17 protein-coding genes and 1 tRNA gene are annotated in these 21,853 nt (G+C 69.6%); 10 read left to right on the forward strand and 8 right to left on the reverse strand.

Annotated features, from left to right (window positions below; genetic code table 11):
• Positions 1 to 2: 2 nt before the first annotated feature.
• Both Prubr_RS18155 and Prubr_RS18160 read right to left on the reverse strand, forming a co-directional pair.
• On the reverse strand, positions 3 to 434 hold the full coding sequence (locus tag Prubr_RS18155; RefSeq protein WP_212826977.1) for a hypothetical protein: 432 nt from the start codon (positions 432 to 434) through the stop codon (positions 3 to 5).
• Positions 435 to 500: 66 nt separating this feature from the next.
• On the reverse strand, positions 501 to 1,910 hold the full coding sequence (locus Prubr_RS18160; protein ID WP_212826979.1) for a PKD domain-containing protein: 1,410 nt from the start codon (positions 1,908 to 1,910) through the stop codon (positions 501 to 503).
• Between the two features lie 356 nt (positions 1,911 to 2,266).
• Here Prubr_RS18160 and Prubr_RS18165 point away from each other — a divergent pair, with 356 nt between their 5' ends.
• The gene (locus Prubr_RS18165) at positions 2,267 to 2,569 is read left to right on the forward strand and encodes a hypothetical protein (protein WP_212826981.1); all 303 of its coding nucleotides are present in this window, start codon (positions 2,267 to 2,269) and stop codon (positions 2,567 to 2,569) included.
• On the forward strand, positions 2,566 to 4,230 hold the full coding sequence (locus Prubr_RS18170; protein ID WP_246568797.1) for an amidase: 1,665 nt from the start codon (positions 2,566 to 2,568) through the stop codon (positions 4,228 to 4,230). The genes Prubr_RS18165 and Prubr_RS18170 overlap by 4 nt, the downstream gene beginning before the upstream one ends.
• A gap of 47 nt (positions 4,231 to 4,277) precedes the next feature.
• Here the strand turns inward: Prubr_RS18170 and Prubr_RS18175 are convergent, their stop codons facing one another.
• Positions 4,278 to 7,133, reverse strand: a complete 2,856-nt coding sequence (locus Prubr_RS18175; protein ID WP_246568799.1) for a carbohydrate binding domain-containing protein — start codon at positions 7,131 to 7,133, stop codon at positions 4,278 to 4,280.
• A gap of 888 nt (positions 7,134 to 8,021) precedes the next feature.
• Between Prubr_RS18175 and Prubr_RS18180 the strand changes: the two genes are divergently transcribed.
• The 5 genes from Prubr_RS18180 (at position 8,022) to Prubr_RS18200 (ending at position 14,083) form a co-directional block, all read left to right on the forward strand.
• Complete coding sequence (locus Prubr_RS18180; RefSeq protein ID WP_212826985.1) at positions 8,022 to 8,630, forward strand: MFS transporter; 609 nt, start codon at positions 8,022 to 8,024, stop codon at positions 8,628 to 8,630.
• Between the two features lie 53 nt (positions 8,631 to 8,683).
• Entirely contained in the window at positions 8,684 to 9,361 is a 678-nt protein-coding gene (locus Prubr_RS18185; protein WP_212826987.1) for an MFS transporter, read from the forward strand.
• Complete coding sequence (locus tag Prubr_RS18190) at positions 9,358 to 11,172, forward strand: S9 family peptidase (RefSeq protein WP_212826989.1); 1,815 nt, start codon at positions 9,358 to 9,360, stop codon at positions 11,170 to 11,172. The genes Prubr_RS18185 and Prubr_RS18190 overlap by 4 nt, the downstream gene beginning before the upstream one ends.
• A 260-nt stretch (positions 11,173 to 11,432) precedes the next feature.
• Positions 11,433 to 13,385, forward strand: a complete 1,953-nt coding sequence (locus Prubr_RS18195) for a RiPP maturation radical SAM C-methyltransferase (protein WP_212826991.1) — start codon at positions 11,433 to 11,435, stop codon at positions 13,383 to 13,385.
• A gap of 11 nt (positions 13,386 to 13,396) precedes the next feature.
• Positions 13,397 to 14,083, forward strand: coding sequence for a DUF5825 family protein (locus Prubr_RS18200; protein WP_212826994.1), 687 nt, complete (start codon positions 13,397 to 13,399; stop codon positions 14,081 to 14,083).
• 28 nt (positions 14,084 to 14,111) lie between these two features.
• Here the strand turns inward: Prubr_RS18200 and Prubr_RS18205 are convergent, their stop codons facing one another.
• The gene (locus Prubr_RS18205; protein WP_212826996.1) at positions 14,112 to 14,735 is read right to left on the reverse strand and encodes a GNAT family N-acetyltransferase; all 624 of its coding nucleotides are present in this window, start codon (positions 14,733 to 14,735) and stop codon (positions 14,112 to 14,114) included.
• 280 nt (positions 14,736 to 15,015) lie between these two features.
• Between Prubr_RS18205 and Prubr_RS18210 the strand changes: the two genes are divergently transcribed.
• Both Prubr_RS18210 and Prubr_RS18215 read left to right on the forward strand, forming a co-directional pair.
• Positions 15,016 to 16,197, forward strand: coding sequence for a 5'-methylthioadenosine/S-adenosylhomocysteine nucleosidase family protein (locus Prubr_RS18210; protein WP_212826998.1), 1,182 nt, complete (start codon positions 15,016 to 15,018; stop codon positions 16,195 to 16,197).
• A 278-nt stretch (positions 16,198 to 16,475) separates the two neighbouring features.
• Entirely contained in the window at positions 16,476 to 16,988 is a 513-nt protein-coding gene (locus Prubr_RS18215) for a hypothetical protein (RefSeq protein WP_212827000.1), read from the forward strand.
• A gap of 493 nt (positions 16,989 to 17,481) precedes the next feature.
• On the opposite strand, the gene Prubr_RS18220 is transcribed toward Prubr_RS18215, so the two are convergent.
• The 4 genes from Prubr_RS18220 to Prubr_RS18235 all read right to left on the reverse strand — a co-directional run bounded on the left by Prubr_RS18220 (position 17,482) and on the right by Prubr_RS18235 (position 19,974).
• Positions 17,482 to 17,556 (reverse strand) — tRNA-Arg (locus Prubr_RS18220).
• A gap of 20 nt (positions 17,557 to 17,576) precedes the next feature.
• Complete coding sequence (locus Prubr_RS18225) at positions 17,577 to 18,317, reverse strand: winged helix-turn-helix domain-containing protein (RefSeq protein ID WP_212827002.1); 741 nt, start codon at positions 18,315 to 18,317, stop codon at positions 17,577 to 17,579.
• A gap of 77 nt (positions 18,318 to 18,394) precedes the next feature.
• Positions 18,395 to 19,075, reverse strand: coding sequence for a DUF305 domain-containing protein (locus Prubr_RS18230; RefSeq protein ID WP_425518030.1), 681 nt, complete (start codon positions 19,073 to 19,075; stop codon positions 18,395 to 18,397).
• A 44-nt stretch (positions 19,076 to 19,119) separates the two neighbouring features.
• Positions 19,120 to 19,974 (reverse strand): thioredoxin-like domain-containing protein, encoded by an 855-nt coding sequence (locus Prubr_RS18235; RefSeq protein ID WP_212827006.1) that lies wholly within the window; start codon positions 19,972 to 19,974, stop codon positions 19,120 to 19,122.
• 192 nt (positions 19,975 to 20,166) lie between these two features.
• Here Prubr_RS18235 and argS point away from each other — a divergent pair, with 192 nt between their 5' ends.
• Complete coding sequence (gene argS / locus Prubr_RS18240; RefSeq protein ID WP_212827008.1) at positions 20,167 to 21,837, forward strand: arginine--tRNA ligase; 1,671 nt, start codon at positions 20,167 to 20,169, stop codon at positions 21,835 to 21,837.
• Positions 21,838 to 21,853 lie beyond the last annotated feature (16 nt).

Genomic DNA, 21,853 nt, shown 5'->3' on the forward strand with positions numbered 1-21,853 from the left:
GATCAGGACCGGCGGCATGTCCTCGAAACCGACACCGACGAGGAAGTCGGTGTCGGTCCGGATCTCGCGGCGCAGCAGCGTGACGCGGCCGTCCCCGATCTCGTCGGGGGCAGCCCGGCCGCCGTCGCGGCCAACTCGTCGTCGCGCGACCGCAGGGTCCGTTCGATCACCGTCGGCCAGGCCAGCAGCCGGACCGAGACCCGGTCGCCGACCCGTTCGCAGCGCGCCAACAGATCGTCGGGGAGCAGGTAGAACACGCCCTCCTCGCCCTCGTGCCCGTAGCCGAGCAGCGCGGAGACGATCCGCTCGCCCGGTCCACCCTGGATGTCGATGCCGAGCACGATGTTGAGGCCCACGGCGTCCTCCATCGGCACCGTGGTGATCCACATGCCGGCCGCCGGGGTGGCGCCGACCGGGGCTCCCGCTTCGCTCATGGGCCGCAGTCAACCAGCCGGTCCGCCCCACCCGTACGTCGGGGCGGGGCGGACCGGCCGGGACCTTCAGGCGAAGCAGGGCTGGGCGGTGTTGTGCCGGTTGCGCGAGGTGGTGTCGATGGTGTGGTGGGTGACCCGTGGTGATCCGAGTTCGACGGCGTTGAGCCGGATTCCGAGTTGTGCGGCGCCGGTGACGCCGAGCGCCGGGACGCAGGACGCGTCGTGGGTCAGGTGCTGGCCGAGGATCAGCGAATTCTTCTTCACCTCGAAGCCGTAGCTCGGGAACAGGTCGGTGGTGTACGTGACCGACAGGTCGGTGCCGTCGAACGCCGCGGTGAGGATGGCGTCGATGGGCGGGGTGAGTTCCGGCGGTGTCAGGGGGTTCTTCGTCGACAGGGAGATCCGCAGCGCGTTGTCGGCCGTGACGGTCGCGCTGGTGACCGGTTCGGCGGTGGCGGACTGCCGGCAGGTGACGGTCCGGCCGTCGAGGTCGGTGTACTCGGCGACGCGGGTGGTGCTCGGCCTCTTGACCACCGGGTCACCGACCCGCTGGATGGCCGTGCCGTCCCAGTCGAACACCATCGCCACCTGGCCGCGCACGCTTTCCTGGTACGCTTGGTGGTCGTCGCCGGCGAACCGGGAGGTGAGGTACGCCTGGCGGAACGGCCGGTTCGGGCAGTACTGGCGCAGGTTCACCGCCTGGCCGTCGACAGGGTTCTCCGGGTCGACGACCTCGTCGTGCGGGATCCAGGCCCGGACGGTGACGGTGTAGCGGTCGACCACGTGGATCGTCGGCCCGCTCCAGACGGTCACGTTGCCGTAGTCGTCGAGGATCAGCAGGGTGGGCGTGTAGCGGCCGGGGTTGCGGTAGGAGTGCCCGATCGTGGCGCGGTTGGTGTACGAGCCCTCGCCACCGGCCTCGTCGCCGAAGATCCACTGATAGCGCAACCGGCCGCCCTCGGGGTCGTACGATCCGGAGGCGTCGAACTCCACCCGCAGCGGGGAGCCGCCCTGGGTGACGTTGACGGTCACGGCTGCCACCGGCGGCTCGTTCGGCTCCCATTCGTAGAGTTCCAACAGGCCCAGGATGGGACGGCAGGACCCGTGGACGTCGCACGCCTCGATGTTGACCGAATAGTCGGCGACGCGTGGCACGGTGAGCGTGAACGACAGTCCGGCGACCGAGCCCGATCCCAACTGGACCGTTCCGTTCCGCTCGGAGTAGTACCAGTTCAGCGTCACCGGGTCGCCGCCGAACTGGATGTCGCAGGCGGCCGGGCTGCGGCTGGTGTCCCAGTCGAACTCGTAGGTCAGGCCGGCCACCTGGTTCGTCTGTACGCACTGCGCCATCCACGGATACCACGGGTTGTACCAGCTCCAGCCGACGTCGGCGTGGGCGGTGCCGGGGGTCAGCGCGACGGTGGCGAGAAGTAGGACGAGGGTGGTGGCGAGGCGCCGGACGAGCGGCTTGGGCATGGATCCTCCGTCACTGGGAGGCGGGATCGGCTGACCCAGCGTAGGGGCGGGCCGGCGTCGGGACGTCGGCGGTGACTCCACTCTCGACAGACCGGGTGGGCGGGCGGGGCCGGGCCTCCGGCCGTGACGCCCGGCCGAGGGCCGCCTTCGGGCCACCGATCGGCCTGACCGGCGCCACCGGTCGGAGTATCGGCCTCGGCCGATCCGGTGTCTTCCGTCGCCGGGTCCGTGCCGGCCTGGTTGTGCGTATTCGCAGGTCAGGGCCTGACAGTTTCATGATCACGTGATCGTCGGGACACACGCCGGACACGAACCGGCCAGAGATTGTGGCCATCCCTTCGCAAGCAGGAGGTTCCATGGCCCCGACCCCTCCGACCGACGACGAGCTGAACACGTTCATCCGTGCCCACCTCGCCTCACTCGGCATAGACCTCGACCAGCTTCCCGCCGGCACCGCCGCCGACCCGGTCACCGGAAGCCCCGGCCGGGACTCGGTCCTCGCCTCGCTGCGCTCGTTCATGCGCAGCACCGTCCCGGCCCTCGCCGAGTACCAGCTGCCCACCCCCGGCACCACCGATCCGGCGCTCGCGATGGCGCTCTCCCAGCAGCCCGCGCCGATGCTCTACCCGTCGATCAGCACCGAATGGCGGACGTCGTGACGACAGACAACGCGCTGGACCAGCAGCCCCTCGACCGTACGATCGACCGCCGCGCCTTCCTGGCCCGCTCGGCGGCGCTGGCCGCCGCCACGGCCGGCACGGTCGTGCTGCCCGGCCTGGCCGGCGTCGCGGTCGCGGCACCCGGCCCGGCCAGCGGCCCGGCCGCCGCGAGGTTCAACCCCGAACTGGACAAGCCGGCCGCGTACAACAAGCCGCGCGCGGACACCATGTCCGAGCCCACGGAGTGGACGGTCTCCGAGGCGGCCTGGATGATCCGGCAGAAGAAGATCACCCCGGAAGAGCTGGTCAAGGCGTACCTCGACCGGATCGCCGCGTACGAGCCGACGTACCAGGCGTTCAACCTGGTCCTCGCCGAACAGGCGGTCAAGGCGGCGAAGCAGCTCGCCAACCGGCCGCACCGCGGCCCGCTGCACGGCATCCCGCTGGCGATCAAGGACAACTACTTCACCGAGGGCGTACCGACCACCGCGAACTCCTACCTGTTCAAGGACTTCGTGCCGCCGTACGACGCGACGTCGGTCGCCAAGCTCGTCGCCCAGGGCGGCATCGTGCTCGGCAAGACCCAGATGGGGCCGCTGGCCACCACCCGCGCCACCACCCCCAACGGCGAGATCACCACGGTCAACGCCTGGACGCCGACGAACCCGGCCACCAACCCCGGTGGCTCGTCGACCGGCACCGCCACCGCCGTCGCCGGCCGGCTCGCCACCGCCGGCACCGGCACCCAGACCGGCGGCTCGATCACCGCGCCGTCGAACGCGCAGAACCTGACCGGCCTCAAGCCGACCATGGGCCGGGTGTCGCTGGCCGGCATCATCCCGCTCAGCTACACCCGCGACCACCCCGGACCGCTGGCCCGCGACGCCAAGGACGCCGCCATCATGCTGATGGCGATGGCCGGCGAGGACCCGGCCGACCCGCGCAGCGAGGGCCTGCCGCCGGTGCCGAACCTGATCAACGCGGCCACCCCGCGGTACGAGGGCAACCGGCTGCGGATGCGCTGGAAGACCCGGATCGGCGTGCTGCCCGGATACGCCGACGGGACGTCGGAGACCGCGCGGGCCCGGCAGGCGTTCCTGGCCGCGCTGGCCGAGATCCCCGACGCCACCCTGGTCGACGTCCCGTACCCCGACGACTGGGACCTGCTGACCGGCAGCGCGTTCAACAACGTACGGCTGCCCGAACGCAGCGAGCCGTTCATGCCGTACCTGCGGACCGACCTGAAGGGCTTCGGCGTCTCGCTGACCGGCTGGCTCCAGGGCGCGATGCTCGGCGCGAACGCCTTCATCACCGGGCAGCGGGCCAAGCTGGTGCTGCTGGAGCGGGTCCTCGACCAGATCTTCGGCAAGTGCGACGTGGTGGTGCAGACCAGCCCGACGCCGTTCGACGCGATCGGCCTGCCGGAGATCGGCTTCCCGATCGGCTTCACCGCCGCCGGGGTACCGATCGGCACCATCCTCGGCGGCCTGCCGTACGCCGAGGACCGGCTGCTGTCGGTCGTCGCGGCGTACCAGGCGGTCTCCGACTGGCACTGGCGCCGGCCGCCGAACCCGCCGGCGGCGGGCGGCGCGCAGGCCCGGACGGCGGCCGGCTCCCGTGGCCGCCTGACCGCCGAAGAGGTCGCCGAACTCAGCCAGTGAAGCGGTCCGGCCGGTGCGACGCCGCGTCGCACCGGCCGGGTGCCGGTCTACCTCAGGTACGGTCCGGTGTCGCCGACCTTGCCGGGGGCCGGGTTGCCGGGCAGGTCGAGCACGTACGCCCGCAGGTTGCCCTGGCCGCTGACGTTCGCGGTCAGGGTGCCGTTGGTGACGGTACGGCGGTCACCGGTGACCGCGTCGGTGTAGGTGCCGTTGGGGATGCCGGTGAAGGTGGCGTTGCCGGAGACGGTGACCAGCACGAAGCTATCCACCCCGCCGCCGGTGTAGCGGCGCTTGTACGCCATTCCGCCGCTGATCCCCTCGGTGGAGTACTGGCCCTTCTGCAGGGCCGGGATCGCCCGGCGGATCTGGTTGAGCCGCTGGACGTGCTTGACCAGCGGTTTGTCCAGCGTCGCCGCGACCGGGCCGGTGGCGCCGGTGACCACCCCGAAGTCGGGCGCGGTGACGGTGCCCTCGATGTGGTCGCCGAAGTACGCCCGCCCGGTGGTGGCCAGCGGGCAGGTGGGGCCGCAGTCGATCCGGGCACCCTTCTGGAACTCGATCTCCGAGCCGTAGTAGAGCGTCGGGATGCCCCGGAACGTCCACATCAGACTCATGTTCTCCGCCCAGGCGGCGGTGCCGCCGGTGTAGCGGACCGACGACTTGTTCGGGCCGTAGTCGTGGCTGTCGACGTACACGACGTTGTAGGTGGCGTCGTTGTAGCTGTCGTCGGAGTCCTTGCCGTTCCAGAAGGCGTTGCCGGCGTCACCGAAGTTCATGTGCATCCGCATGTCGATGACATTCATGCCGGAGAACCTCGAGTGGTCCGGGGTGTGATAGCTGTTGCCGCGCAGGAAGGCGTTGTCGCTGGTCGGCTGGCCGCCGGTGCCGAGCAGCTGCTCGTGGTCGTACTGCTCGATGGCGGCGCGTACGTCGTCCGGGCTGTACTCCTTGCGCTCCTTCCAGGTGAAGAACTGGGCGGAGTGGTTGACCGAGCCCCGGTTCCACTTGTCGTTGACGAACGCGGCGACCTCGCCGAAGACGTAGAAGTCCTTGCCCTTCTCGCCGTGCTTCGCCACCGCGTGCTGCTGGAGGGCGGGCAGGAAGCGCCGGTTCCAGGTGACCCGCGGGATGTGTACGGCGGTGTCGATCCGGAAGCCGTCGACGCCCATGTCGATGTAGCGGTTGTAGGCGTCGATCAGGTATTGCTGGACGGTCGCGTTCTCGGTGTTGAAGTCGGCCAGGTCCTCGTGCAACCAGCAGCTGCGCGAGTCCTCGCCCTCCCAGTTGCCGATCCAGCACTGGTGGTAGAGGTCGGCGGGGAAGAGTTTGTTGGTGGGCGACGGCCACTGGCAGTTGTAGAGCGCGTAGCCCTCGGGGCTGGTGCCGTTGCGGACCCCCCAGTTGAGGCACTGGTTGCCGGCCGGGGCGGTGGTCGACCAGACGTCGCCGTTGTACGGCCGTCCCTTGGCCAGCGCGTTCTGCGCCGGCGTCAGCGCCGGGTCGTTCCCCTGGTGCTCGACCATCGGGTCGTACTCCCGGCCGGTCTGCTTCTCGCTGTACATCCACTTCCACTGCTCGTCGCGTACGCCGTACACCGTGGGGGTGAAGAGGTCCTTGGCGCCCCAGCGTGAGCTGTGGTTGTAGACCACGTCCTGGAAGATCTTGATGCCCTTGGCGTGGGCCTTGTTGATCAGATCCTGGTAGCTGGCGCCGGGCGTCTCCAGGCGCGGGTCGACCCGGTAGAAGTCCCAGCCGTGGTAGCCGTGGAAGTCGTAGTCCGAGCGGTTCAGCACCACCGGGGTGATCCAGATCGCGGAGAAGCCGAGTCCCTTGATGTAGTCGAGCTTGTCGATCAGCCCCTGGAAGTCGCCCCGGAACATCGGGTCGTCGTTCGCGGCGTTGCCGGACCGTACGTGCTGGCTGCCGCCCCGGTTGTTCGACTCGTCGCCGTCGAAGAACCGGGCGGTCATCACGAAGTAGATGGTGTCCTCGCGCGGGTCGCCGCCGAGCGGCGAACCGTTGGTCGGCGCCGGGGGAGCGTTGCCGGTGGTCGCCGACGCCGCCGCGCTCGCCGCCGACCGGTTCCCGGCGGCGTCGCGGGCCCGGACCGTGTACGTGTACCGGGTGTTCGGGGTCAGCCGGTTGTCGACGTGGCTGGTCGTGGTCGCGGTGAGGTTGGTCGTGCCCTCCGGTCCGCCGGTACGGGTGATCTCGTAGCCGGTCACGCCCCGGTTGTCGGTCGACGCCGACCAGGCGACGGTGATGCTGAGCCCGCTCGCGGTCGCGGTGACGCCGGACGGGACCGACGGCGGCTCGGTGTCCGGCGGTGGTGGCGGTCCACACGGGTCGGCCGCGTTCGGGGTGATCACGCCCGCCCGTACGGTGCTGCGGCCGGTGGCGAGGGTGTAGTCGGCACCGTTGTTGTTGTCCCACTGGCCGGCGTTGTTGTTGAACGCCGCCCGCAGGCCGGTGGCGGTGCCGAGGGAGACGACCTTCTTCGCCCAGCCGGTGCAGGCGGCCGCCATCGCCACGCCCGGCACGCTCGTCCAGCTGCCGCCGGTCGGCTGGTAGTGGATGTTCGCAGCCGTCCAGCCCCGGGTGCCGGTGTGGTAGTAGACCTCGGCCGTGGTGCCGGTCGGTTCCGGCGTCGGGGTGCACGGGTCGCCCGCGCCGACCGTGCCGCCGGACACCCGTACGTCGCCGGTGCCGAGCCGGTAGTCGCGACCGCTGTTGTTGTCCCAGACCCCGGAACCGTTGTTGAACACGACCTGGAGGCCGGTGGCGGTGCCGAGGGCGATGGTCTTCTTTCGCCAGCCGGTGCAGGCCGGTTCCATCGCGACGCCCGGTACGGCGGTCCAGGAGCCGCCGTCCGGGCGTAGTGGATGTTGACCGTCGCGTTCCATGCGGACGGGGGTTGGTAGTAGACGGTGACGCTGTTCGCCGCCGCGGCGCCGTCGAGGGGGAGCAGACCGGCCGCGAGCGCGGTGGCGAGAGCGAGGCCGCCCCACCGCCTGCGAAGCCTTGCTGTGCGTGGTCTCATGGGGAACTCCTGACCCACCGCGCTGGCTCGGCCGGCGCGGTCTGTGGAAACTTCTTGCGGATGTCGCAAGCAACGGGCACGCCATGGACCGGAGCTGCGCATCACTGCTGCCGTGTTGCAGGCAGTCTCCAGTCAGTGTTCGACTGAGTCTGCAAGACCTTGCAAGGTTTCCAGGAAGTTACCAGGCCAGCATCGTCGACACTAGAGGTTCACAATGAGCGTCGATATTGCTATGTTGTTGAGCTGTGCCCCGCAAGCTCTTGCGAGCCATGCAAGGATTTTCAGGTTCAGGTCGGACGCGTGATCGGCAGCCGCCCGGCTCTCGGCGCGCCGGCGCCCCGGTGGGCGGTGATCGCGGAGAGTGATACGGGGCAATGTGTCGTATTAGCCGTCAAAGCAGTGTTGTCACTTTGAAAGGCCGGCAAATCATGAATTGAATAGCCGGATGGGCGTGCGGCATCAGGATGGGTGCGGCCATACCGTCGAATTCAGACAGACGGTCGCAAGTTGCTCAATCATTGCCTGTGGTAACTCGACGTATTTGCATCCTTGCCTTCCGAAGTGAAGGCTGTTAGCCTTCTGGCCACGACCTTTCGGGGAAGGTCGGTTTTGGCGAAGAGTCAGTATCTCGTTTCGCTGTTCAGCATTTTCGGTATTCAGCATCCGCTCGGCCGACACGCTTCCGTTCATTGATTTGGATTTCCATGCGATCAATGCGGTCCTTGTTATGACAGTTCACCCCGAACGAACCGTGAAAACGGAAGAAAATGCCCGCCGGGCCCGCGACTTCCGGCTCTATTGGATTGCCGGAGCCGTCGACCAGATCGGGTCCCAGGCATCCGGAATCGTTTTTCCCCTGGTCACCCTCGCGGTGACCGGCTCGCCGGCGGCGGCCGGCCTGGTCGGGGCGCTGGCGCTCGCCGGCCGCCTCGTCACGGCACCGGTGGCCGGAGTGCTCGCCGACCGGCTGCCCCGCAAACGGCTGATGGTCGGCGCGTTGCTGCTCGCCGCCGCCGCGATGGCCGTGGTCCTGGTCGCCGTCGCGGCCGGGGTGCCGACGCTGGCCCTGCTGGCCGGTGCCGCGTTCGTCGAGGGCGTCGCGCAGGCCGGCTACGAGTCGGCCGGTGCCGGCGCCATCCGTCGGGTGCTCCCGGCCGACGACAAGAAGGCCCTGGCCCGCCTCGAGGCGCGCAACCACGCGGCGCAGATCGCCGGCCCGGTCCTGGGCGGCGCCCTCTATCAGCTCGGGCGCTGGGTGCCGTTCCTGGTCGACGTCGTGTCCTATGTGGTCGCCGCCGGTCTCGTGGCCGCCATCCGCACCGACCTCACCCCGACCGTCAGGAACGCACGTCGTTCCTGACCGACCTGCGGGCCGGACTGCGGTTCGTCTGGCGGCAGCCGGTGCTGCGCTTCGTGACCATCTGGGCGGCCGGGATCAACTTCGTCTTCGGCGCGCTCATCTACCACGCCATCCTCACCGCCGGCCGGCAGGGCGCCCCCGCCGCCTCGATCGGCCTGCTGCTCACCCTCGCCAGCGTGGGCGGGCTGGTCGGCGCGCTGGGCGCCCCGCTCGTCTTCAGCCGGGTCCGTCCGATGACGGTCGTCGTGTTCGCCTCGTGGGCCATGGTCGCACTGGTCGTCGTGATGTCCCAGGCCCGCCAGACCTGGACCTACGGACTGCTGTTCGGACTCGTCTTCCTGCTCAGCCCGCTGCTCGGGGTCATCTTCCAGTCTCGGGCGATCGAGCTGACCCCCGACGCGATGCAGGGCCGCGTGGCGACCGTGATGGGGACCGTGGGCGAGGTGCTTCAGACGCCGGCGCCGTTGCTGGCCGGCGTACTGGTGGCCTGGCAGAGCCCGACCGTGGTCGCACTGGTCTTCGCCGCCGCGCTGGCGGTGCTGGCCGCGTACACCACCGCCAACCTGCGCCGGCTCGGCGCCCCGGACGGCACCGGGCCGGACGACGACCCGCAGCGCGCCGGCCCGACCGGCACCGACAGCACCGACGGCACCGACGGCACCGACGGCACCGACCAGGATGCCGGCCGGGCCGGCATCGTCACCCCGGCGACCGAGGAGGTCCGCGGATGAGTCGTGGTTTCCGGCTCTTCTATCCGGCGCTGCCGGTGCTGGCCGAGCATGCCCCGCACCGGGCCGTCTACGTCGGCGACGTCGACGGCCGTTGCGAGATCCTGGCCTGGGACCGCCGGGCCGGGCGGGCGCGGCAGATCACCGACCGGCCGACCGGCACCATCCGCGCGGCCCTCGACCCGGGCGGGAACACCGTGTGGTGGTTCGACGACGACCTCGCCGGCGTCGGCACCTGGCGCATCTGCGACTTCGACCGGCCCGACCGGTCCGTCGCGGCGCTGCCCACCGTGGATCCCGCCCGGCACGGCGGAATCGCGATGGCCGCCGACGGCGGTGCGATGGTCGGGCTCTCCGGCGACGACGGGCTCGTGCTGCGCATGCGCACCGCGGACGGCCAGGTCACCGAACGCGCCCGGGTCGCCGGGTACGCGTACCTGGTCGACCTGGATCCGGCCGGTCGGCTGGTCGCGGTCGGCGCCGACGCGTCCGCCGCCACCGCGGTGACCGTGCTGACCGTGGACGGTGCGCGGGTGGCCGAGATCGCCGGCCGGCCCGACCGGCGGGTGTGGGCCCTCGGCTTCGCGCCGGGCGGTGGCCCGGCCCGCCTGCTGCTCGTCGTCGAGGACCGGGGTGGCTACCTCCCCGCGACCTGGACCGAGCGGGGTGGACTGGTCCGGCACGACTGGTGCCGGTTCGACACCGAGATCACCGCCGGCTGGTTCCCGGACGGGCGGCGGATCCTGGTCCGGCAGGACCGGCACGCCCGCAGCCTGCTGCACGAGGTGGACCTCGACGGGCAGACCCGGACCATGGTCGACACCCCGCCCGGCAGCATCCTCGACGCGGCGGTCTGGCCCGACGGCGACGTCGCGTACATCTGGAGCGACTCGGTCACCCCGCCGCAACTGCGTTCCGTGCGCGGCGTCGAGCTGCCGTACGGGCCGACCGGACCGGACGCCCCGGGCGCACCGGACGAGTCGGTGACCACCGACTGCCACCGCGACGAGATCTGGGTTCCCGGTCCGGGCGGTCCCGTCCACGCGCTGGTGGCCACCCCCACCGACCGGGAGCGACCCCGCCCGGCCGTCTTCCTGGTCCACGGCGGACCCTTCCAGCACGCCCGGGACGCCTACGACCCGCTGGTCGAGATCCTGGTCAGCACCGGCTGCACGGTGGTCCGGGTCAACTACCGGGGTTCCAGCGGCTACGGCTCGGCCTGGCGCAACGACTTCGGTGCCGGGGTCGGCCTCACCCAACTGGAAGACCTCGCCGCGGTCCGCGCCCACCTGATCGCGCAGGGCGCCATCGAGGACCGCCGGACCGCCCTGTGGGGTACGTCGTGGGGCGGCTACCTGACCCTGCTCGCGCTGGGCCGACAGCCCGAACTGTGGCGTCTCGGGGTGGCGATCAGCCCGGTGGCCGACTACGTCGCCGCGTTCGAGGCGGCCGCTCCGGCCGTCCGGGAGCTGGACGTCCTGCTGTTCGGCGGCACCCCGGAGCAGGTGCCGGAACGCTACGCCCGCGCCTCGCCGATCACCTACGTCGAGCAGGTCCGGGCCCCGGTCCTGCTCGCCGTCTCCACCGGCGACGTGCGCTGCCCGCCGGCGCCGGTCGAGGCGTACGCGCGGCTGCTGGCCGCCCGACGGATCCCCCACCAGGTGGTCCGCCGGCAGGCCGGACACGAGGACTTCGACGCGCACAGCCACCTGGCGCTGATGCAGACGGTGCTGCTGTTCATGCAGCGCCACTTCGACGGCGTGCGGGAGGAGGGCACGCCGGTCGCGCTCGCCATGGCGCGACCGGCGGGCTGACCCACACGCGGCCCGGTCCCGGCGAGGCGGAGAAGGAGGTGAACGACATGCGCAAGAACGTTGTCGAGAACGACCCGATCAACGGCAACCGCGACCAGCTCCGGAGCTCGAACGTCCAGGTCACGGTCACGGTCAAGATCAAGTTCTAGGCCCGACCGTACGGGGTGCGGGCCGCCGGGCCGGCGCCGTCCGCGTCAGCGTGGCGTCCCCACCCCGTATCCGGTCATCCGGCCCTGGCGGAAAACGAGAGGAGAGGTTACGTGCGGATTCTGCTGGTCAACATGCCATGGACTTCTATCGACGTCCCTTCACTGGCGCTGGGAATTCTCACCAACAGTGTCCGCCAGAAGCTGCCGGATGCTGAGGTCGAGGTTCTCCACGCCAACCTCGATTTTGTCGACTGGGTGGTCGACCGGACCGAGTTCGGACTGAGCGACTACTACTACTATTCGCTGTTCACCTATTTCGCCGGCTGCGGCGACTGGGTCTTCTCGTCGGCGCTCTACGACGATCCGCAATGGCGGGTGGCGGAGTTCACCAGCCGGGTCCAGGGCCAGATGACCGAACGGGAACTGACCCTCAACCTCGACCTGCACCGGATGGCCCCCGAATTCGTCGCCGAACTCGCGGCCCGGATCGTCGACCGGGCCCCGGACGTGGTCGGTTTCACCTCGACCTTCCAGCAGAACACCGCGGCCCTCGCCACCGCCAAGGCGGTCAAGCGGCTGGCCCCCGGCATCCGTACGGTGATGGGCGGCGCCAACTGCGACGGCGAGCAGGGTGCGGCCATCCACCGCAACTTCGCCTTCATCGACTACGTGGTCCGCGGCGAGGGCGAGACGGCGTTCCCCCGGCTGCTCGCCGCGCTCGACGCCGAGCGGCCGTCCGCCGGTGACCCGGGCCGGCCGGGCGAGGACCCGGCCGCCGCGCTCGCCGGCATCGAGGGCCTGTGCTGGCCCGGCCCCGGTGGTCGGCACGTCGCCAACAGGATGAGCAGCACGCCGCTGCCGCCGGCCGAGATCGTCGCCCCCGACTACGCCGGCTACTTCGAGCGGCTGGCCGCCTCCCGGGCCCGGCACTGGGTCGAACCCCGGCTCGTCGTCGAGGGCGCCCGGGGCTGCTGGTGGGGCGAGAAACACCACTGCACGTTCTGCGGCCTGAACGGATCGTTCATGCAGTTCCGCAGCAAGCACCCGGGCCGCTTCTACGACGAGATCATCGGGCTGGCCGAGCGGCACCAGGTCCTGGACATGTTCGTCGTCGACAACATCCTCGACATGTCGTACGTGACCTCGCTGCTGCCCCGGCTCGCCGAGTCCGGCTACGACCTGCGGCTCCAGTACGAGATCAAATCCAACATGAAGGGCGCCCAGGTGCAGGCCCTCGCCGACGCCGGCCTGGTGAGCGTGCAACCCGGAATCGAGAACCTGAACAGCCGGGTGCTCAAACTCATGGACAAGGGCGTCACCGGCTGCCTCAACATCCGGATGCTGCGCGACGCGGAGACCAGCGGGATCACCATCGCCTGGAACTACCTCTACGGATTCCCCGGCGAGACCGACGACGACTACCTGTCCGTCATCGCGCAGATGCCGGCCCTGCACCACCTGTGCCCCGCCGACGGCAGCACCCGCATCGCCATCGAACGGTTCAGCCCGTTCTTCGTCAAGCCCGAACTCGGCTTCACCGACCTGCGCCCGGCCGCCCAGTACCGGCTGATCTACGACCTGCCCGAGTCCGAGCTGATGGACCTGGCATACCTGTTCGACGTACCGCCACAGGGCATCGACGAGGAGACCGCCGGCCGGCTGGAACGGGCGGTGACCGAGTGGCAGCACGAATACGCCCACAGCCGGCTCACCCACCACGACCTCGGCGAAGAGATCGTGCTGGTCAGCCGCCGCCGCCACTTCGACTGGCACGTCCTGCGCCTCACCGACCCGACCGAGGTCGCCGCCTTCCGGCAGCTCGACCAGCCGCACACCGTCGCCGCGCTGGCCCGCCGCCTGGGCAGTCCCGAGCCGGCCGTGGCGGCGCTGCTGCGACGGTGGCGCGAACTGGGCATCGTCTTCGAGGACGCCGGCCAGTTCATCCAGATCGCGCCGCAGGCGATGAACCAGGACCTGCTGCGGATCGACCACCTGCACCTGGAACGGGAGGCGGCACGGCAGGCCGCCGCCGCGCAGGAGCCCGCCGTACTCACCGCCGTCTGAGGGGACCGAACGTGCCCAGCACCGACACCGACCTGCGGCCCATCCCGGTCGGCCTCGCCCGCGACCACGACCCCGCCGTCATCACGGTCCCCGGCATCGACATCGGCCCCGCCGAACTACGCGAACCGGCCGCCGACGCCGTCGCACGCTGGCGCCGGGACGGCGTACGCAAGGTCGTCCTGCCCGACCCCGTCGACCTGACCGTGGCCGGCGCCGACGCCGAGGCCGTCGACACCGTACGGCGCCTCGTCCTGGTCCGCGAACTCACCAGCCACGGCATCGCGGTCGACTGGCGGCTGCGGCTGCCCGGCGACGACGACCAGGAGTGGCTGCCGTACGGCCACCTCCGGCCACCCCTCGAACTGCTGCCCCCACCGACGGCCATCGGAGCCGACCCGGCACAGCAGCTCGCCGCCTGGCACAAGGCGTTCTACTTCGACAAGTGCACCTACCGGCGCGGCCCCGGCTTCGTCCAGGTCCGCGACCGCCGGTCCGGCCGACTCAACCTGATCACCATCGACGACCCGGCCTACCTGGCCGTACTCGACCAGTTGATGGACGGCGCCGAGCTGACCGACGTCGACCTCGGCATCGCCCGCGACTTCGGCGAGGAAGGACTGGTCACCAAGGTCGGCGACCTCCTCGTGTGGCTGCCGTACCGGCTCCGCCGCTGGCCACTGCCGTCCATGGTGGTCTGAGCCGCGCGGGTGACCGTCCGGGCAGGGGCTAGAAGTCGACCCGCATCACGACCCGCCGCCGGGTGGGCCGGCTCACCTCGGTGAACCCGGCGGCGGCGAAGATGCTCCGGCTGCCGACGTACAGCTCGCCCCAGACCAGGTCCTGGCCCGCCTCGGTGAGCATCGGATAGCCCTCGACGGCACGGGCGCCACGCTCACGGGCGAAGTCGACCGTCGCCCGGGCGAGCGCCCGGCTGACCCCTCGGCGACGGAAGCCCACCCGGGTGACGAAGCAGGTCACGGCCCAGACACCGACGTCGTTCGGATCCTCGTCGCGCCCGGTCCACGGAACCCGCGCCCGCAGCAGGCGTACGTACTCGGTGCGCGGCTCGACCGCGCACCAGCCGACCGGTTCACCGTCGAGATAGGCGACGAGGCCGGTCGTCGTCTTCGCGCCCGGATCACCACAGTTCGTCTGCTCACGCAGCCGGCGGGCGCGTTCCTCGACGGGAGCCGACCGCCACGACGAGTCGGGGTTGCGGAAGTGCTGGCACTGGCAGTTGGCGGCCTCGCCCCGGGTGCCGAAGACGGCCCGCAGGTCGTCCGCGCTTGCCTCGTTGGCCGGTACGACCGAGATCTTCGCGTCTGTCTCGGTCGGGATCGGGTCTGCCATTGCCTATCGGCCTCCATCAGCGCAAGCTGTACGTACAGCACCATTTCGATGGGCCACTCGGCAGATGGTAGCTGCGATGTCGTCCTGTCACGGGCTCTGGCTGGAGCTGGGTGTTCATCGTGCGGCCGATTCCCGGGGCGGTTCGGGCTCCGGGCACCCGTGCCATTTCGGCGGATCGTGCACCGACGGCACTTTGGGGCCCGGCCAGGTAATGCGACTGCTCCTTTGACGCAGTAGGCGTTCCGGGCAGCTCGGGTTCCGCGCGTCACCAACGACCCAGGTGAAGGCCAGGAAGATGGTTACCGACCCGGCGACGATGCTGTCCAGCGACATCGTTCTCATTCCCGGCATTGAAGATGCGATGTCAGCCGGCGAACGTTGGCACTTACCCCGGCCGGGGACGGACTTGTATCTTCAGTGCTCCGGAGTCGGCATGGAGGATGGGATGACCAGCGTCGACATTTTGATCATGACGGCGTTGCAGGAGGAGTACTCCGCCGCCCGTACTGTCGGTTCCACTCTCGCGTGCGCCGCTGGACGGCCCACCCAGTGGCAGGATCGTGATCGCGGCGCCGCGAACCCGTACGAATACACTGAGATCGCTGAGACGCATGGGGGCGTTCTTGCGGTCGCATTGGCGCGGCCGGTACGAATGGGTGGACGTTCCATCAGTCCGGCCGCCGCCGGGCTAGTGGAGCGACTGAAGCCTCAGGTGCTGGCAATGAGCGGGGTCTGCGCGGGCAACCCGAAGGTAGCTGCCTTGGGCGATGTCGTCGTCGCTGAGATGGTCTACGAGTACGACGAGGGCAAACAGATCGAGAACGCATTTTTGGGCGACCATCGCCAGATTCCAATGGAGCAGACCTGGGTACGTGCCGCCCAGGATTTTTCGCCTATCGCACTGCCCAGCTACGGCGAAGTGACCCGAAAGGAGGCTAGGCTCTGGTTTCTGGAAAGGCTCTACGCGGCAGACGAACCGCGAGACCATTTAGCTCGGCCCCGTTACTTCCCGAGAGGAAACTGGGACAATTGGGTCCGTGAACTGGAGACCGATGGCCTGATCAATCGAAACGGTCCAGGCTGGACGTTGACTGATGATGGTCGCCGTTTTATCGAACGCAAACTGTACGACGACGTCGGCGGACCGGAACGGCTCCCGTTTGCGGTGCACGTAGGGCCGATGGCGAGCGGCAGCTTCGTCGTCAAGGACGGAGTGACCTGGGATCGGCTCGGCCAACAAGGCGTGCGCACGGTGGTCGGTCTCGAGATGGAATCTGCCACGATTGCAACAGTGGCGCAACACGGGCGGGTGCCGCACTGGCTTGTAGTCAAGGGTGTCATGGACCACGCCGACCCGAGCAAGGATGATCGATATAAGCGCTTCGCCGCTCAAGCCTCCGCCGAGGTCCTCTTCGCGCTGTTGACGGATCTGCTCGTCCCTCGGACCGAGTCCTTGGGGTAGCAGGCCAGGCCAAGGCGTTGCCGACCAGTTCCCCAGTCACGGATGACCATTCGCGGACGCTCCGGCAGGCCTGCGATTACCGTGAAGATCACGCCGAAGAGTTAGCGGAGTCATCATCGGGAACGCCACCGCCCGCAGTTGACCGGGATGCGGCCGATTCGGCGCTCGACCATTCCATCGTGGCGCGGAGTTCGGGAGAATCGGTAGGAGATACGCTGAGTCTGTCTGTTCCCGAGGATGAGACATCGGCAGGCGAACGTCGAGGCTCGACCCGGCGAGTGCTGAAGCGTATTGTCGCGGGTACTGCGATTTCAGTTGGCGTTGTCGTAGTGTTGGGTTTTGTGGTGGCGCTTAAGGCGGGAGAGGTCGACTCTCCCCTTCGGTACGCCGAGGGAGATCCCTACTCTTCAGTTCCTTTGAGCTATCTTGGGGGCGGTGTAGCGATGCGCTGGACTCTTGATGCGGCACCTGCCTCTTCGTCCGCATTGGAAACCACGTTTGTGCCCACCGATTCCGATGAGAACGCCCTCTCCTTGTCGGGTCACTTAGTCTTTGAAGAGAAACTCCCATGTGAGCCGTCGGTAAGATGGACCATCTCCCTTGAGGAGGACGGCGTCCTCGGTGGTGGTGTCCTTGAGAGAGGGAATCCGGTAGACATGAGCCACGTGGTGTTTTCCGGAGAAGAAAGCCTCCGTTGGTTAACGCTTACGCTTGCGAGAATCGACAATTCGACCTGTTCCGCCGACGTGTACTGGGTGAACGGAGGACTCGATCAGCCGGGCTGGTTCTAGTAAGGAGCAGGACAGGTAAGACGGGTGCCGGTGGGAACTGACCTTCGACACAGTGGAACCGCGTTCCGGCAGGTACGGACCGACATCTGCGCCAGCCCAAACTGGTTGGGGTGCCGATTGGGGTGCCTCCTCCTGAGCTGACGGCACCGCTGCCTGGCGCGTCAGCACCCCTCGGTGCCGCCGAGGCGGATGCCTGTTCGTCGGAGAGCGCAGCAAGGAGAGTTGTCCGAAGAGACGATCAGTCGCGTGTGGCGGTGGGCGTGGTCCGCCGTGTTCACCCCGAGCGGCAGGCTCGCCGCTGGCCGCTGCGTACAACCTTCGGTACGCGGCGGCCTCGATGTGGCTCAACCGTGGCGTGCCGCCGTCACGGGTAGCCGAGTGGGGCGGGCATTCCGGGCACGGGCACCCGCCAACGGTCGTAGACAGTCGGACACACGATTAAGGCCGCTGACTGGGCTATGCCTGGTCAGCGGCCTTACGTGCTGTTAATCGATGGTGCCCCCGGCAGGATTCGAACCTGCGCCCCCGCCTCCGGAGGGCGGTGCTCTATCCCCTGAGCTACGGGGGCTCAGCGACCACGGAAGACTATCAGGACCCCCGCTGTCCCGCCCAACCGGTATCGCCCGTGTCGGCGTCCGGCCGGGTGGCGGTGCCGCGTCCGCAGCTCGGCAGCGGGTGCAGCACGATCCGGGCCGGCGTACGGCGGGGACTGTCGACCGAGGTCCAGGAGCCGTCGACGACGACGTGGACCGTACGGCGGTCGGTGCCGCTGAGCCGGAGCAGGAAGTCGCGGGGGACCGACCGGTCGGCCCACGGCGTGGTGATCATGAAGCGGGTCCGGCCCCGGGCGGAGACGGCCGACAGTACGTCGGCGGTCGGTGCCACGCCGTGCAGCCGGGTGCGGCCGACCCAGTACAGCTCGGCGTGGTGGTCCACGGCGGTGCGGACGATGGCGGGGTATTCGGTGTCGACCCAGTGGGCGACCGCGCCGGCGCACAGGCCGCAGGCGCGTTCCACGGGCTCGCGCGGACCCAGCCCCCAGGCGCGCAGGTAGCGGCCGATGATCCGCGGTGTCATCGGGATGTCGTAGAGGTGCTCGACAAGTTCGGCGACGCTCTGCCGGGACCACAGCTCCTCGTCGAAGCCGACCTGATCGGGCAGCCGTCCGCGGAGCACGTCGATGAGATCGAGTTCCTGCTCGCGGGTGAGTGGGTCCGGTTGGTCCGGCTCGTCCGTGCGACGGGTGACGACCGCGCCGTCACCGCCGATGGTGTGCCGCCGGCACCAGCTGGCGACCGACCGCCTGGTGTCTCTCAATACAGCCCGCACGTCCGGACAACGAGCCCGGAACGGGCGGGGTGGCGCGTTACCGCGGAGAAACTACGCAAACAGCATGGTCGGACATTTCAGGAGGTAAGTCGTTTCTCGAGGGTGTTGAAGTTGGCGATCTCGGTCTGCTGGGTGTTCTTCATCGTGGTCGCGACCTTGATGACCTCGGGGTCGTCGGTCATGTCGATGATCGCGTCGGCCATGTGGATGCCGCCCAGGTGATGGTCACGCATCAACTGGATGAAGAGCAGGTCGACCTGGATCCCGGTGGCGGCACGCAGCGCGGCCATCTGCTCGGGGGTGGCCATGCCGGGCATCAGGTTTCCCCGGTCGCGCATCGCCTCGGCCCCGTCCGGCATCCACGCCATCGGGGCCTGCGGGCCGGACGTGTCGACGCCCCAGAACCGCAGCCAGGTCTGCATGGTGCCGATCTCGCCCTGCTGCGCGGCGGCGATGTCGATGCCGATCTGCTGGGTGTCCGGGTCGGTGGCGTTGCGGAACGCGATCAGGCCCATCTCGACCGCCTGGGCGTGGTGCGCCGACATGTCCCGGGCGAACCCGACCTCGGGCGATCCCTCCCCGGGACGGGTCAGCGTCGGCGTGATCCAACCGCCCGCGTAGCCGGCCAGCAGGCCGACGACGAGGGCGATCGCCACCACGACCAGGCTGTAGCGCGGGGCGGGCCGGCGCTCGGTCGAGTCGCCGGGAGCCGAGGTGTCGGCGTTCGTCGACACCTCGGCTTCCACGGATGTGACCATCTGCATTCCTTACCGGTGGTGGTGCGGGCCTCGGGCCGGCCCGGTTACTGGCCGCCGCCCAGGTTGCGCGGGGCGTTGCCGGTGGCGGTGATGCCCTGGGCGCACAGCGCGGTCGGGCCCTCGATCGACGCGTTGATCCGCAGCGCCCCGATGAAGTCGTCGATCCGGCTGTCGCCGGCGTCGTCGACCTTGAGCTGGTAGCCCCAGGCCTGGAGCGAGATCGGCTGGTCGAGACCCTCGAAGGGGCTCATGAACGTCTTGTCGGTGCCCTGCACCCGCTCGGCCAGCCGGGCGACCTGATCCTGCGGCAGGTCGGGGCGGTAGGTGATCCAGATCGCGCCGTGCTCGAGGCTGTGGACCGCGTGCTCGTTGGCGATCGGGGCGTCGTAGACGTCACCGGAGCAGTTCTGCCAGCTCGCGTTGTGCGGACCGGCGACCGGCGGGAGCACGGTGTACTGGACCGGTTCGGGAGTGTGCTGGCTGCCCGCGACGAGTTCGGGGTCGGACTCCCGGAAGTTGGTGATGCCCGGGATGTCGGCGGCCCGCTCCTCCCAGGGCTTCGACCCCTGGAAGGCGGCCCAGGCGCCGTACCCGATGATGCCGGCGGCCAGCACGCCGACCGCGACGAACATGGCGATCGGGCCCCAGGCCCGGCCCTGGCTGACCTTGACCGGCGCGATGGGCTTGCGGCCCTTGCCACCCTTGCCGCCGCCACCGGGGCGACCGGCGCCTGTCTTCGGTCCGGTCTTGGTGGTGGTGCCGGTCTTGCCGCCGCTCGCGGCGCTCTTGTCGTCCGTGGCCGGCTTGCCGTCGGCGGTGGCCTTGCTGGCCGGGGCCTTCTTACCGGTGCTGACCACGGAGGGACGGCGTTGGTTGCCACCCGGGGTGCTGATGCTCATGGGGCCTCGCCATATCGGGATCGGTCACGGGGGGACGTGTCGTAGCGGATCTTGGTGCTGTGGTGCTCGTCACTGCGTCTGTTGCGATCCGCGCTGCGTCCGCAGCGCGGTCTGTTGCACGGGGCCGGCGGCTCCCGAGAACGCGCAGGGTCGCCGCCGAGTGACCGAGTCTACCCCCGGTAACATGCATCGGTGACTCCCGCCAAACTCGCCGAGGTCGTGCTCGCCGCTGCCCACGCCGTCTTCGACCAGCGCGGGCTCGACCCGTCCGTGCTGCCGGACGTAACGACGGTGGAGCGGCCGCGTAATCCCGAGCACGGTGACTACGCGTCGACGCTGGCGATGCAGCTCGCCAAGCGGGTCGGTGTGCCGCCACGTGATCTGGCCGCCAGCCTCGCCGAGCAGCTGAACCGGACACCCGGTATCAAGTCGGTCGAGATCGCCGGCCCCGGCTTCCTCAACCTGCGTCTCGACGCGGCCGCCGCCGGACAGTTGGCCCGCGAGGTGGTCGAGGCCGGCCCGGCGTACGGGCACAGCGCCCGGCTCGCGGGTCAGAAGATCAATCTGGAGTTCGTCTCGGCCAACCCGACCGGCCCGGTGCACATCGGCGGGGTGCGGTGGGCGGCGGTCGGTGACGCGCTCAGCCGGCTGCTGCGGGCCACCGGCGCCGAGGTCGGCACCGAGTACTACTTCAACGACGCCGGTGCCCAGATCGACCGGTTCGCCCGTTCGCTGCTCGCCGCTGCCAAGGGCGAGCCGACGCCCGAGGACGGCTACGGCGGGGCGTACATCGCCGAGATCGCCACCGAGGTCCGGACCCGCCGTCCCGAGGTGCTCGACCTCGACGACGCCGCCGCCCAGGAGGTGTTCCGGGCCGAGGGCGTCGCGCTGATGTTCGACGAGATCAAGTCCTCGCTGACCCAGTTCGGGGTGCACTTCGACACGTACTTCAACGAGAAGGACCTGCACGACCGGGGTGAGCTGGATCTCGCCCTGGCCCGGCTGCGCGACCAGGGCCGGGTCTTCGAGGCCGACGGGGCGACCTGGCTGCGCACCACCGACTTCGGCGACGACAAGGACCGGGTGCTGCGCAAGTCCGACGGCGACTGGACCTACTTCGCCGCCGACTGCGCCTACTACCTCGACAAGCGCGAACGCGGCTTCGACCGGGTCGTGATGATGCTGGGCGCCGACCACCACGGCTACGTCGGCCGGTTGCGGGCGATGTCGGCGTGCTTCGGCGACGATCCCGACCGGTCGCTCGAGGTCCTGATCGGGCAACTGGTCAACCTGGTCCGTGACGGTCAGCCGATGCGGATGAGCAAGCGGGCCGGCACGGTCGTCACGCTCGACGACCTGGTCGACGCGATCGGCGTCGACGCCTCCCGGTACGCCCTGGCGCGCTACTCCAGCGACTCGCCGATCGACATCGACGTAGAGCTGTGGACCCGGGCGAGCCGCGACAATCCGGTCTACTACGTGCAGTACGTCGCGGCGCGGACGGCGAGCGTGTCCCGCAACGCCGCCGACGCGGGACTGAGCCGGGGCGACGCCGCGGACTTCCACCCCGAACTGCTCGACCACGACAAGGAGCACGAACTGCTCAAGGCGCTGGGCGAATACCCGGCGGTGGTGGCGGCGTCGGCCGAGTTGCGTGAACCGCACCGGGTGGCCCGCTACCTGGAGGAGCTGTCCGGCACCTACCACCGGTTCTACGACGAGCCGAAGTGCCGGATCCTGCCGCGCGGCGACGAGGAGATCACCGACCGGCACCGGGCCCGGCTGTGGCTCAACGACGCCACCCGGACGGTCATCGCCGCCGGCCTGGGCCTGTTGGGCGTCTCCGCGCCGGAACGGATGTAGTGCGAACGCGGCGGCG

It is taken from the genome of Polymorphospora rubra (genome assembly GCF_018324255.1).
In the GTDB taxonomy this organism is placed as follows: Bacteria; Actinomycetota; Actinomycetes; order Mycobacteriales; family Micromonosporaceae; genus Polymorphospora; species Polymorphospora rubra.

Coding starts and splice junctions, on each gene's coding strand:
- Prubr_RS18175 (WP_246568799.1), bottom strand. CDS start 7,133: ATGGAACGCGACGGTCAACATCCACTACGCCCGGACGGCGGCTCCTGG.
- Prubr_RS18235 (WP_212827006.1), bottom strand. CDS start 19,974: ATGAGCATCAGCACCCCGGGTGGCAACCAACGCCGTCCCTCCGTGGTC.
- Prubr_RS18205 (WP_212826996.1), bottom strand. CDS start 14,735: ATGGCAGACCCGATCCCGACCGAGACAGACGCGAAGATCTCGGTCGTA.
- Prubr_RS18165 (WP_212826981.1), top strand. CDS start 2,267: ATGGCCCCGACCCCTCCGACCGACGACGAGCTGAACACGTTCATCCGT.
- Prubr_RS18230 (WP_425518030.1), bottom strand. CDS start 19,075: ATGGTCACATCCGTGGAAGCCGAGGTGTCGACGAACGCCGACACCTCG.
- Prubr_RS18155 (WP_212826977.1), bottom strand. CDS start 434: ATGAGCGAAGCGGGAGCCCCGGTCGGCGCCACCCCGGCGGCCGGCATG.
- Prubr_RS18160 (WP_212826979.1), bottom strand. CDS start 1,910: ATGCCCAAGCCGCTCGTCCGGCGCCTCGCCACCACCCTCGTCCTACTT.
- Prubr_RS18190 (WP_212826989.1), top strand. CDS start 9,358: ATGAGTCGTGGTTTCCGGCTCTTCTATCCGGCGCTGCCGGTGCTGGCC.